Origin of the sequence: Roseovarius autotrophicus (genome assembly GCF_018069895.1) — a bacterium.
GTDB classification, from domain to species: Bacteria; Pseudomonadota; Alphaproteobacteria; order Rhodobacterales; family Rhodobacteraceae; genus Roseovarius; species Roseovarius autotrophicus.
In genome coordinates this window covers 1-13582 of the sequence record NZ_JAGQDH010000026.1, presented here as the reverse complement: position 1 = coordinate 13582, position 13582 = coordinate 1, and the positions used below count along the sequence as shown (strand labels likewise).

Below are 13582 nucleotides of genomic sequence, written 5' to 3'. Positions count from 1 at the left end.
GATTGAAGCACAGACGCGGCGCGCCGAAGACCAGCGCTAGAACATCTTTAATCCCCATTCTAGCTCAATTCATCCCGTTCTTTCAGGGAGTAAGCAAAGGAGCGGCACCGCACGAGGCCGACGAAATGGCATGGTGACGGAAAGCAGGGCTTCGCGCAGTAAATCGAGCATTGCCTGCGTCTCGGCGCGTTCTGCATGCGTCAGTGGGGCGGCCTGATCTTCTCCGGCGAGACACGCGTTGAGGCGGTCAAGCGCTTGCCAATCGGCGAGCGCCGGCCGCCCGTCGGCTCCGGGTCCCTCCACCGCCAGAACTACGCGGTGCACGGTGCCACCTGTTCCCGTAACCTCGTCTTCGACAGCAGCAAGAAGCATGGATTGGGCAAGGTTGCGAACTCGGCCGATCAGCACGGGGCGCCCCGCCGCCTCGGCGAGCGCATGGTCCAGAAGCGCGTGCCCGACCCCCAAAAGGCGATTCATCCGCTCGTTTCCCGGCAGATTCCGGTCAAAGACGAGCCCATCGTAGCGCGGCTGCAGGTCGAGGCTGCGCTTCCAGTCCTCCGGGGTCGCGACGGAGAGCCCCTCTTCGCCCCGCGTGACACGTCGGCCCATTAGCACCATGACGTTGCGGAAAAACGGCTCGAGCGCCGGAAGATCGATCCGGGGAATGCTGCCTCCGATTGTGCCGAAGTCGAACCGGGCGACCTGACCGAGCATCGCTCGGACGGTCTCGAGCGCATCACGTCCACCGAATGTGGCTGTGCGCGCGTCGAACCAGTCGGTTAGCCGCTCTCGCGCGTTATCTGGGACTGCGATAGCCCCTTCGGCGAAGAGTTCGTCGAAGAACCGCCCGCCCTGCATGCCTATTACGAGCTGGGCGATGTCTTCGGCCTCTTCCATGGATGCTGAGAGCGCGGCCTGGATGCGCGCGAGCTTCGCTTCGAGCAGCGCCCAGATGCGAGCCTCGACAGTGGCGGGGTTACGGAGCAAGAACACCCGCACCGCCCGCTTCTGCCCGTAGCGATTGAGCCGGCCAACACGCTGGTGCAGGCGCATCGGGTTCCACGGGAGGTCCACATGCACGAGGGTCGCACAGCGGTCTTGCAGGTCGATCCCCTCTCCTCCCGCCTCGGTCGAAACAAGAAAGCGGATGCGGCCAGCATTAAAGTCATCCGCGGCGGCGTCGCGAGAAAGGCTTCGTACCCGGATCGCGCCATCCGGTTCCTGCACAGCCAGCCGTTCGTCTCCGTTGATGAAACCCACGCAGCCCTTGCCGAAGCGCGCCTCAAGCGCGGCAATGACGAGGGCCTGAGTGGCCTTGTATTCGGTGAACAGGAGAAGTGGTTCGCCCGAGGGCAGCTGTTCGTCGATAAGCGCGATCAGACGGGCGATCTTCGCCTCCGCTGTGATCCCGCGAGCCAACGCTACTAAGTCGTCGAGCCGCTCAATTTCGCCCTGCATAAGGAACAAAGCCACTTGGTCGGGCAGCGCCTCATCTTGCTCGACCGCTTCGTCGAGTGTCTCAGCTTCTTCGGGCAAATCTGCTGTCACCCGCTGCACCGCCTCGGCCAGCATCGCGCGCCGGCGTTCGAGTGCGCTGCGGATCGCCGCGATCGAACTCGCCGCCAGCTTCTGCAGCGCGATGAGCAACAGCATCCGGGCCGACTGCTCGCGTCCCGTCAGATTCAAAGCATAGGCCCGGCCATCGAGGATGAAGGCGCTCATGGTCTGGTAGAACGCAGCCTCGGCTGGCGCGTAGTCATAGTCTACGGTTTCGGTGCTTACGGGTTGAAAGAGTCGCTTGCCCTCCAGATCGGTCACAAGTGCCTTGTTGTTTCGGATCATTGCCTCGCGGAGTTTCGGAAGCTGATCGCCCACAGGTTGCCGGGGATCGAAAAGATCAGGCCGGATGAGCCGCATGAGCGCGAGGAAGCCGAAATCCTTGCCGCGGTGCGGCGTTCCCGTAAACAGGACGAGTGACTGTATCCGATTCTTGTCCTGAAGTTCGCGAAGCAGATCGTAAGTCTGTGTCGAGATGCGTTCTTGAGCTTGGAAATGGTGCGCTTCGTCAACCATGACCATGTCCCATGGCTCGGCAGCCAAAAGACGGTCGCGAGCTGCAGGCTGACGCAGCGTGTGGAACGAAGCAACGACTTGCGAAGCTGTGTCCCAGAAGCTGATCTTCCCGCGGTCCTGCTCGCGTGTGTATTCCTGAAGGCGAATGTCGAACATGGACTTCATGCGCGCGCGCCATTGCGGAACTAGGCGCGCCGGGGCCAAGATCAGGAGCCGCTGGATACGGCCACCTGCCAATAGAGGCGTCAGGATCAGCCCAGCCTCAATCGTCTTTCCAAGGCCCACGTCGTCCGCCACCAGCCATCGCGCGGGCCAATGCTGGGTGACCTGGCGACACACCCAAAGCTGATGCGGCAGAAGCTGCACCCGCGAACGTGAAAACACCCCCCATTGGTCGTTGATAGAGCGGATCAGCAGCGCCTGCGCACGTGCGAGCGCGGCGAGGGGATCATCGGAGACGCCCTCGGTCAGGGCATCGGCGAGCGATCGGACCACCTCAAGCTCTCCACGCTCGACCTGTTCGAGCGCTGCGCCAAAGCGGACGATAATGGTATCGCCTAGATCGTGGACAACACGGCCTTCACCGTGGCGCGGATGGCGAACGGGACGGTCTGGGGCAAGCGCGGTCATTCCTCGTTCTCGTCGTTGTATTCCGACACGCCGACATGTTCGTGGTCGTCGCCATTCCAGAGCTGAAGCGGAAGGTCCAGATCGCCCAGGAAGGCGGCGTCCGGGCCAAGATGGTCCGCGACGAAGCCGTGGATATCTGGTGAAAGGTCCATGTGCCCACGCTCTCCAATGGGATATCCAAGCCGTTCCGCAAACAGTCGGCGCAGACGCCCGGTGGCTGCCCATGCGTAAGGCTGCATGCAGATCGCCTCATCGTCGAGCCAGAGGCCATGCCGGATCGCCTCGCGGATCATCCAGTTGGCCCCGAGCCCGAGGCTTTGCGTAAGTGGCGCGCCCTCGAGCCCGCGTCGCTGCCAAATCGGCTCGTAGGAGATGCGCCAGAGCTTGCTCAACGACACCAGACCTTCTCGGTCGACCGCCACCGGCAGTAGACGGAAGGCGTCGGCATAGTCCGGCAACCAGCGCGCGAGTGCGTAGAGATCGGAAATTGTCCGTCGCCATTGTGGGAAGTCAATCTGCCAAACGTCGGGGCGAGCAAAGTCTTCGAGGCGCTTCAGCCAAGGCATGGCAGCCTCGCTCAACTCTGCTTCAGAGAGCGCGTTGTTCGAAAACCTTGCCTCGGCCATTTCCTGCCACCAGCCCTCTCGGACGGCGGCCTCAACGAAACTTTTGTGGGCACCCTGATTGTTCCAACCCAACGTACGGAATATGCCAAGTGCAAAGAAAGTGAACCAGCCGAGCCGGTCATCTGTGGCCTCGCCGTCGCGAAGGCGTCCCGGACTGAACCCGTCGGGCCAGATGCGGGTGTCGTAGTCGTGACGCTGGACGATGTGCTCCCGTCGCCACCAGTCCCGGATGCGGGCGAGTTCTTCGGCCGGATCTGGCGGCGCGTCCCAAGGCTCTGCGGTCCCTAGGTCGAAGAGTGAAAACCGGCCTGAACCGATGGTACGAGCGAACGATGAATAGAGCATGGTCATGAGGCGACCGCGCGCGTCGTCATCGAAGCCTTCCAGCAGCGCGCTATGGAGCAACTCCTCTGGCCCGTCGGGTAGCCAGTACGGTCGCGCGCGCGCCAGCAGCGCGCCCAACTCCGGCCCCTGTTCCCCTTCGACCACATATGATAACAGCGCGCGCCGCGCTTCAGGAGCCTCCATATCCCGCGCCCATTGCGCAAAGACATCTGCCCTCTGCTGAAAGCCAATCCACCGTGCTGCCAAGCGATAGAATTGGAGCGCGTCACCAGTGTAGCCCTCATCGGCCACAGCAGTGTCGGGCGCAAAAGCGAGGACGCGCTTAAGTTCCGGCTTTGCATCCGCCGTAGCGCGCGGTACCAAACGTGCCTCGCTCCAGTTGCCGTCGGCCGTTCGGAATTTCGCACTAGCCGCCGCTTTTAGCAGCTCCTGCTGCTCGGACCCAGTTAGAGCATTAACGAAGTCCTCATCGAGAACCGCACCAAGCTTTGCGGCGCTTTCGGGATCAACCTGCTTGCTCTCACCCAATTCTGCATTGACGAGCTTTGCCGCATCGAAGGTTTGCGGGGTGTCGAACCCGAGCCGCTGGAGCAGCATCGCTGCCTTTAGACTCACCGCCGAGTGCGCGATGTCCGCAATCCCCCGCCAGCCCGTGAGTCTCCTCAGCCGCCCCTGCTCAGCAAGCGGCCCGACGATCTGCCAGCGTACCTGATCCGCGCGCAAGAAGGGTGCGAAGGGAGCCGGCAGCCCGGTCGGTAGTGCCTCACGCTCGCGGAACAGGTGCGTTAGGCCACCTTCGCGGTGGAGGTGCGTCTCGAGCCGTTCGTCACCGTCATCGCGGGACACATCTGCCGTTAGGAGACGTATAAGGCGTTCCAGGAACACTGCGCGCCCCGAGGCGGCGTTCCGGTCAGCAAGCCCAGCGTCATCTGCAAAGCCCGTCCAGTCACGTTCGATGAGGTCGTAGAGTTCGACCAGCCTCTGCCCTAGCGCCCGGCCCAGACGGTCGAAGATAGCCGCGCGCTCATCGACGCTGCCCGCAAGCCGCCCGCGTCCAGGATCGACGCGAAAACTATAGGAGTTGAGAAGCCAGCCAGCGCGGCACTCCTCTTCAAGTGGCGCAAGCAACCACAGCCTCGGCAGGGTCTCGGGCAGCGCTTGAGGACCGTCGGAACTGACGGGCAGAAACAGTGTCGTATTCCCGTCCAGTGTAAGCGCAAGCGCCCGGCCGGGTTCCGCCCCTTCGAAGACGACATGCCCAATCCCCGCCGCGCCTGTCTCGGCGAAGCGGGCCTTAAAACGGCGGCCATTAAGCTCGATCTCGCGGATTGCCCGCGCCGTGGCTGGCAACCACCGCACGCAGCTGGCGAAGGCCGCTCGTGCCTCTTCAGCCTCAGCATCGCGATCAGGGTCGATCTCAAGCTCAATAAGTGTTGCGCGCCTGCCATCTCGGCTTTCGTCCAGGGAGAGTGTCCGTCCGCCCTCCCACACCTCAGGCAACATGCCTCCCTTCACTCGGCAAGATGCCTCGAAACCGGAGGCGATCCCCACCTCGCGGGCAATTAGATGCACGCTCTTGAACCCCAGCCCGAATCGCCCCGTCACCTCCTCGCGCTTTTCGGAAAGGTTCATGAGAAGCATGTTGAAGAGGTCTCGCTGGCAGCCCTCACGTTCGCCGTCGGCCGGACGCCCGGGACGATTGATGAGACGACCCCAGTGCTGCAGGCGCAAACGCTCGGTCTGGAACACAACACGGCACAATTGCGCCCCCTCGGGCGGGTGTTGAAACGTAGCGTCGTCGGCGTTCTGGAAGAGTTCGAACACCACGCGCGCAGGGCCATAGCCGTAGCTCCCGATGCCATGACGGATCAGCGCGAGCAGTTCGGTAGCCGTCTCTTGCGATGCAACCTCCTCCCAAAGCAAGCGCTTGGCTGAGGGTAATTGGTCTGCACGCCGGTTTGGCGGGATGGACTGCTCCTTCGTCTCATACCGGTTCAGAACGTCCCGGAGCCTCGATCCCCGGACTGGCTTCAGTTCTGCCAAAATCTGCGGCAGACGATCCTCGAGGCGGGCGCGCGTATCCTCGACCGTCGCTTGTTCAGCACGGAATGCTTGCCGGAATTCCTCAAGAACATCTTCCTCACAATGACGGAAATGCCATAGAGTGAGCCGTCCAACGGTTGCGATTAATTCCTCCAGTGTGGCCGGTGCGATCAGGCCATCACTTTCAGCGAGCGTAATCTCATGGGCCATCGTGCCAAGTCCGGCAGGGGCACCTTCCGCTTTCAGCCTGCGTTGCTGCTGATGTCCCGCTCCAAGAACCTCGAATGGTGCCATTATTGCGATAGGAGCGTTTCTAAAGCTTCCGTCAAGCGCAAGTATCGGGACAGCTCCGCCGGTAGTCAGCTTGAAGTACAGGTGAACGTCTTTGCGGATCGACGAGAGATCATGGGTTCTTTCTGTCTGATCGGGATCGAGGTAGCCAACGATTTCGCTCAGCCTGTTCTGGATCGCAAGAATCCGTGCCTGCGGCAGCGCCAGATGATCGCGCGCCAGCCTCTCGAAGAGATCACGATCAGCGACTAGCGCGGCGAACAGTGCGAGTGCCTGCTCCGGAACCTGCGCCCGAAGTCGCGTCAGAACCGCCACCAAGCTTTGCGAACAGTCTTGCTCTGACCAAACTGCCTCCTCGAAATCGGAGGATTCAGATGTGGCACCATCCTCGGCGGCGGCTGGATCCTCATGTACCGGCAAAAGCTCGGCGAGTTCCGCCTGGAGGAGGACATCCGGCGCAACCCCCGTGCATCGGACAGTGACATCGCAACCTTGCTTCCAGGTGCCTGCCGCGGTGGGCACCAACACTTTGCCCATGATCACCCGGAAACTCGAGATGGGCCATGCAGTCATCGCCCGGAAGCTCGCCTCGTAGGCGACGCGCGCAGAACTATTCGCAGCGTGGGTCGTGCTTTTCCCCTCCTGCGCCATCCTCGCCAAGGCATTGAGCCAACCGTCAACGTCCAAGGACGATACACTGTCGGCGGTCCCAAATTGCATGAGGACCTCGCACACCCGCCTTGCGTTCTTCTCGTTGTCGTTGGCAAGCGCTCGCAGCACGGCGGCGAGAAGGGGCCAGCCAGCGAGCGGGAGGACGGTGCCAGCAGCAGCGAGGTCGGTAAGCGCCCCTGCCAACTCCTCGTTGACCTCGCCCATATAGGCGACAGGTCTCTCGGTCTCGACTATGAGCAGAAGCCCGTCGAGAGAGCCAGCCCCGTCGGAAAGCACGTCCCTGTATCGCAAAGCGGCGAAGCCTGGGTGATCGCGGAGCGTCGGAGTGATGTCGCTTACCGGCAGGAAAGGCAGATCGTCACCAAGCGCCTGCCGCGCCGCCGTGAGGATCTCGTCGGACAGGTCGAGCACATCCTCGGGCTTCCAGGCGCTGCCGCGAAGGTCAAGAAGCCAAGGGACCCGGCCGATCTGGTCCGGGTCAGGCCGGTCGGCCCTTGCGAGTGCCTCGATAATCTCGACGGCGAAGCGCGAGGGTTCAGGTTGGCCGAGGCAGACTGCGATCTGCGCCTCGGGTGACCAGAGACGCACGAGCTCCTCTGCGCGTTTCTTGGCCTTCTGCTCGATGGTGCCACCAAGCATAGGCACAAGGGCAGTAATGCTCGCCGGGACAGGCCAGTCTGGGTTCGATTGGTAAAGGTCGTTCGGTGACGCCCAGCCGCCCTGCGTCGTGGGCAGAATCGGAAGCTTTCGGAGCAATTCCTCGGGGATGCCAGCGCACAGGATCGACTCGGCCGCCTTTAGGTCTAGGCCGCGCTCGGGCAACTCCTCAGCGTGACGGTAGAGCAGATCACCAAGGTCCGCTCCCTCTATCGTAGCGATCGACAGTTTGTTCGAATTGGCCCGACCGAGCGTGTCGATAACCTCAGACGGTACCAGAGCATCTTGCGCCGAAGTTGCGATAAGCTGCGTGATGAGCGCGTCTAGCGCCGGGGCTGTCTCGCGCAGCGCCTCAAGTTTGACACTAGGATCAAGCGCACGGCGATCCCCGGCTGCAAGCGCCCGCAGGGCGTCGCGCTTATCCGCATCATCCGTGAAGATGCTGTTTAGCAGCGCGGCGCGGGCCTGAGGCGGACCGAACGCCTCGGCTCTTCGTGCCAAGGAGCAGACGGCTCCGACATCGAGGCTAGCCAAGCGGAAAGTGGGCCGAACGGATGGGCTATGGCTCACATCTTGCAGTGCCGCGGCAACTGCATTTGGCAAGATGAACGCATTCGAACCGGGCAGCGCATCTGCCAGCAGCCCGAGGAGTTTTTTCTCTGGCGGTGTATCCCGGAACAGCAGCCCTTCGCGCGCGGTGGCGTCGAGTTCGGCAAGGCTCAGCAGGCGGCTGCCACTTCCATAGAGCGCCCGCACCACAGGAAGTTGGCGAAGCTCCGGGTCGGCAAGTGCCGTTTCCAGGTTCTTCAGTCGTCGCACGATCGCGAGGGATGCCGCACCTGCGGCCTCGCCCCGCGCTTCGTTCGCAAACAGTGGCTGTAACGCTGCGATGAGAGGTCGTGCCTTGTCGGCGTCGAGCGTCGGGCTGTCGGTCGTCCCCTCCGGTAGCCATGCTCGGGGCAGACAAAGCGGCGCGTTCTGCGCCTGCGCAATTGCGCGCAACACGTAGCGCTCTGAGGCAGAGGGTGGCAACGGCACGATGTCCGCACAATTTACGGCGGCCAGAACCTCGGCGATCCGGGCATGCGGTGCAAGCGCGCGCGCCGAGGCAATCGCCTTCCTCAGCCGGTTGATGACCGGCTCGGCCGCAGCCCCGCGCAGGTCATCGTTGGCGCATGCGACAAGTAGAAAATCGGTCAGAACGCGCGTGTGTCTTTCGCTTGCAAAGCACTCGGGCTTGAGCACCGCCAGAAACTCCGTCAGCTCCTCGGGGTCCCAGCTTGGCACTTCGGGCGCAAGCAGTGCGTCTGCGCCACAGACCAGAGTTAGGTTGCGCGCCGCAGCCCATTCGGCGACATCGGGCAATAGCTCAACGAGCGCGACGCGCCCGCGCTCGTCGGGTGCCGGCAAGGGCCGCAGGGTCGTCCCGGCCGGAACGAGGTGCCAGCGCGCCAACGTGCTGTCCCGAGTGACGTCAACGCAGCGGGCCAGCACATGTTCGGCCGCGATGGCTTCGCGGTGAGTCCGGCCGAAGTCGCTGGTCGCCAGCGCTCTCACCGCATTGGCCAGTGCATCGCTCGAGAGTACCTGTTGTGCCAGAGCGTCGTGGAAGACGGCTGGAATCAGCGGCAGGACGAGCCTGTCGCGGATGTTACGGTTCCAATCGGCACGTAGCGCGGCCTCGTTCGAAGGCCTCTGCTCGGATTGCTTCGAGCCGGCATCGTCAAGCCCGATGACAGACTTACGTCCGCTGTCGACGAAAAAGCATCCGTGGAGGAGCAACTTCAGGCGCCCCTTGCCGTCATGGTGGAGGACGCGAAAAGCCTCAGTTACCGGCAGGAGCACCGACCAGTCAGCAAGGAGCCGCCCACGGCTGTCGGGCTCAATCACAAGGATCGCAGCGCCGTGTGGCGTGGCCTTTTGCTTTTTCTCCTCATCGGTGTCCGGGTTACGGCTGAGGGGCCAGTTGTCAGAATCCCTTAGGTGGCTACAGAAGGTGTTGGGCGCGCGCCTCTCGCGGCCGAGGCTGACCATTCCAGGGCCAAGCGTGCCTCCGAAACTGCGATCGCCCGGGTCAAGGCCGTACCCGACCAGGCCGGGGGCCTCACCACGGTCGAGTTCAACGCGTACGCCGTTGATCTCGACCGACACGCGGCGCACATCGCGTAGCGATGCCAGCATTTCAGCGAGACGCTGTCGGTTTGCAAGGGGCACAAGGCTCTCTGGTGCGATATCCGTGGCGACGACGCCCTTGCTCGTCGGCTTCGGGCGCAGCCCAGGGCGTCGCAAGGGGAACCACAAATTCAGTCTGCGACTAGAGGAAATGTAGCGCTCCCCAGCCGAAACGATAAGCGAGGCATCGCTTTCATCGATCGTGTCCCAGCGAAGGCAATCATCGCCTTCGCGTCCGAGCGTCTCGAAAGGGTTCACGACAAAGGGAAGGTGTTCTGTCCCGTAACCGCATGGAACAACGACAAAAGCATCGCAAAGGTGAAAGACCGATTTCTGCCCGAGGCCGAACCGCCCCACGGCTGCTTCGTCGAGCGCCTTCACGCTTCCCCCGAAGGTTTGCATGCCTGTCGCTGAGCCAGCATCGAAACCACCGTCGTTGACCAGCAAAAGGCCCGGCCCACGGAGCAGCGGATTGGCAGCATCCGGCCATCCGCTGAGGAGGCATACGGCTACGCTTTCAGCTTCAGCTTTCGGGTCATCGGCATTCTGCAGAAGCTCGCGAAGGACAGGGAACCCGTCAGCATAGGGATAACGCTCAAGGTTGTGGCGCAGATGCTCGACGACGTCCTTTGGGTCGAATCTCATGACGCCTCTTTGATTTCAGCCAGTGCGGTCACAAATCATGTTCTCAAATCGTTGTCGAGGCGGGACTATTTCAGCAGCCTGTTAATGCTCCAATACTTGCGACACTCGACCCCCGAGGGAATCGCCTCGACAGACCGCAAGTTGATCAATAGCTTATGATGGTGTCAATTTCTGGCATAGAGGTCAAATGTCTTTCTCCAAGGCTCAGGATCTGCTCCGTCTCGCCCAGATGGCAGCCTCCCGTCGTGGCGGCGTTAGCCTTGAGGACATCTGCACCGAGTTCGGCGTCTCACACCGCACGGCACAACGGATGACCGAAGCACTGGACGCAGCATTCGCCAATGTCACGACCACGGATGCGGAGGATCGCCGAAGGTACTGGCGACTGGACGCGCCCCCGCCCGAGCGGCTGCAGCCGCGACAGGAAACCACCATCGAGGCCTTGGAAATCGCAGCCCGCACCGCCCGCGACCAGGCGCGACTGCGCCATGCCCGCGCGCTCGAAGATCTGCGTGATGGTCTGATGGCTCGGCTGACCCCACGCGATGCAACGCGTTCCGAGGCCGATGCCGAGGCGGTGTTGGCTGGTCTTGGCCAAGTCATGCGTCCCGGTCCGACCGTCGCCCTGCGTCCTGAGGTGACGGATGCAGTCATGGAGGCTCTGCGAGGCCCGTTTCGGCTGCGCGTCATCTATGGACCTGTTGATGCCGCGCCTAGGGTGATCGAACCCCACGGACTTCTGCTGGGCCACCGCAGCTACCTTGTGGCGCGGCAACCATCGCGCAGCGAAACGATCCTGAACTTCCGCATGGACCGGATTCATATTGCCGAGGTGCTCGACGAAAGCTTCGCCTTCGCACCGGGATTCACACTGGTGGACTATGCCGCCAAGGCCTTCGGCGTCTATCAGGACCCGGCGCAATACGGCGAGGTGACTTGGCGCTTCGCGCCTCGAGCCGCTGAGCGTGCTGCAGAATTCCGTTTTCACCCGACGCAGGTCCTGGAGCCACAGGAAGATGGAAGCCTGCTTGTCCGGTTCACTGCGGCCGGCTGGCTCGAGATGGCTTGGCACCTCTATCAGTGGGGCGACACGGTCGAGGTGATCGCGCCTGACGGGTTGCGGGCCCTAGTCGAAGGATACCGAAGGCCAGATTTTGCGGCCTTGCCGTGATAGGATTTTCAGAGGGGATTGTGAATGAAGGATATTCTTGACCACGCTGCGTTGAAAACCAAGCAGCGCGCCATTCGCAGTGGCTTTCCCGAGACAATGGGTCTGCGCGCGCATCGCGCCATCAGCTGGATCGGACGCGCCGAGGCGTGTGGTGACGACGATGACGCCCGCTTTATCTTCCTCTGGATCGCTTTCAATGCCGCCTACGCGGACGAGCGGGAATTCCAGTCGGTAGCCCCTGGCGAACGGGCTGCCTTCGTCGACTATTTCGGCAGGCTGGTGGCGCGCGACGAAGGTCGGCGCATCTACAAGGCGCTGTGGCAGCGCTTCTCAGGCCCTGTGCGAATGCTCATGGAAAATCGCTACGTCTTCAATCCGTTCTGGCAGCACCACAACGGGATCGACGGCTTCGAGGACTGGGAGGAGAAGTTCAGGGCATCGTCCCGCAGCTTCGCGCATGCATTCCAGGCGGCCGACAGCGTTCGCGTTCTGAGCTTCGTTTTTGACCGGCTTTACGTCTTGCGCAACCAGCTAGTCCATGGCGGATCAACCTGGAACAGTGGGGTCAACCGGGCGCAGGTCCGCGACGGCGCTGCAATACTTGCCTTCCTGATGCCGGTATTCGTCGACCTGATGATGGAAAATCCCCACGAGGATTGGGGGCGGCCGTTCTATCCGGTCGTCGAGTAAGAGCGGCAGACGATCGATGCCGAGCGTTTCATCTGCTGCAACTGCGTGTCTGATCTCGCAGCACGGCGTAGTCGCTTAGCATCTCGGCAATGGTCGAACCATCCGGCAATGAGTTCAGTTCCTCGGCTGCGCGCGCCTGAGTCTCGCGGCTGGCCGCGCGCATCATCAGCAGACTCATGCGCGCCCTGTATAACCCAGGCATCCGCACCGCGCTTCACGAGTGCTGCGCCCGACCATGGACCATCGAGCGCGACCGAGCCGCCGGTGACGCCATTGAGCGAAACGCCCGTATCGGCCTGCACCGTCGCCACCCCGGTCCCGACCTGCGTGACGTTGATCAGAGTGCCGATCTCGAAGGGCACCGCTGCCTCGGGCGGGATCGTGATGGTGACGCCGGACGAGCCGGTGGTCTCGAGGATGCTGCCCAGATCGACGGCTTCCAGCGTATGCGCTGTGACCGTGAGTGTGCGGACCGGCACGATACCGGGGCGCGGCACCTCGACCCAAGCCCCTCCCGTGAAACGCAGATGCCGCGCCTCGTCCGACACCCAGACCTGCCAGCCCTCCTGCGGGGTGAGGAAAACCCAATCCTCCGCACCCGCTTCTCCGTTCCAGAGCGCCAGCGCATTGGCATTGGTCGGGTCACCTGCCGGGACGATGTAAACGTCTCCGGTACCGCCGCTTCCCGGCAGAGCCGTGCCTCGCGACAGCGCGCGCGCCTGCACCAGCACCGAGAGGGCGCGCAGATCCTCGCTGACGCTGGTGCCCCAATTACGCTGGCCGGGGTCATAGAAGGCGCGCAGCCCCAGTCCCGGCATGATCCGTTCCGGCATGCTTGGTCTCGCTTGTCATTGTGAAGGTGGTGGTGATGCTGGTGCTCGCGACAGCGTCGAGCCGAATGGTCTCGGTCAGCTGCCCCAGAGGAAGCCCCAGCCGCGATCCCATCCAGCGGCGAAGGGGGCCGTGAGGCGGAACCGGCGGGCTTCCCGGTCTGTGAGAAAGATGTCTCCGCGCTGCCGACGCGACCGGACGGCGAGGTCGATCTCGGCCGTGCGCGCCGGCGTTCCGGTCTCGGGGATGTCCTCGGGCGCCAGCGTCCAGCTCGTGCCGGTGCCCGCGTCGATGGTGATACCGGGCGGCATGAGCGCCACGCCGGTGTCGGGATCGATCCAGCGCACCTCGATCGCATAGGTGACGCCCGGCTCCGGCCCGATGGATGCGCCGGTGTGATCGACGATGACAGGGCTGGTTTGGGTCAGCCGGTCGCGATGGGACCAGGTCAGTTCAACATTGCCTGCCACCAGCACATCGACGTCTGGGGCATAGCTGCCATCGACCTGCACTCGCCCGGGCGGCAGGGGCCGGATGGCGCGGCGGTCCAGTGTGACGATGTCCTCGGGCGCGAGCGCAAAGGAAAGCGTCCCGCGACCGGTCTCGGGTAGCAGCCGGACCGCCAGCGTCTCGCCCGCCGCCCAGGAGTCCTCGGTGATCCGCGCGGCGTCATCGAAGAAGATCACCGGCGTTCCCGCCACATGCGCGCGCGGCACCGTATCGAGGGATCCCCGGC

General features: G+C 63.1%; 5 protein-coding genes and 1 pseudogene. 2 read left to right on the top strand and 4 right to left on the bottom strand.

Translation table 11 applies throughout. The annotated features are described in order from the left end of the window. Positions 1-69: 69 nt before the first annotated feature. Positions 70-2703 (bottom strand): DEAD/DEAH box helicase, encoded by a 2634-nt coding sequence (locus KAK09_RS16370; RefSeq protein ID WP_210880015.1) that lies wholly within the window; start codon positions 2701-2703, stop codon positions 70-72. Next, the gene (locus tag KAK09_RS16365; protein ID WP_210880014.1) at positions 2700-10154 is read right to left on the bottom strand and encodes a sacsin N-terminal ATP-binding-like domain-containing protein; all 7455 of its coding nucleotides are present in this window, start codon (positions 10152-10154) and stop codon (positions 2700-2702) included. The genes KAK09_RS16370 and KAK09_RS16365 overlap by 4 nt, the downstream gene beginning before the upstream one ends. A 187-nt stretch (positions 10155-10341) precedes the next feature. Here KAK09_RS16365 and KAK09_RS16360 point away from each other — a divergent pair, with 187 nt between their 5' ends. Together KAK09_RS16360 and KAK09_RS16355 are read left to right on the top strand one after the other, a co-directional pair. Continuing rightward, the gene (locus KAK09_RS16360) at positions 10342-11325 is read left to right on the top strand and encodes a helix-turn-helix transcriptional regulator (RefSeq protein ID WP_210880013.1); all 984 of its coding nucleotides are present in this window, start codon (positions 10342-10344) and stop codon (positions 11323-11325) included. Between the two features lie 24 nt (positions 11326-11349). Next, positions 11350-12015 carry a HEPN domain-containing protein gene (locus KAK09_RS16355; RefSeq protein WP_210880012.1) on the top strand — a complete coding sequence of 222 codons (666 nt, stop codon included), beginning with the start codon at positions 11350-11352 and terminating at the stop codon, positions 12013-12015. Here the strand turns inward: KAK09_RS16355 and KAK09_RS16350 are convergent. Both KAK09_RS16350 and KAK09_RS16345 read right to left on the bottom strand, forming a co-directional pair. Next, the gene (locus KAK09_RS16350; protein ID WP_210880011.1) at positions 11997-12848 is read right to left on the bottom strand and encodes a DUF2793 domain-containing protein; all 852 of its coding nucleotides are present in this window, start codon (positions 12846-12848) and stop codon (positions 11997-11999) included. The genes KAK09_RS16355 and KAK09_RS16350 overlap by 19 nt on opposite strands. A 75-nt stretch (positions 12849-12923) precedes the next feature. Then, positions 12924-13582, bottom strand: a pseudogene (locus tag KAK09_RS16345) (phage tail protein); the annotation flags it as partial.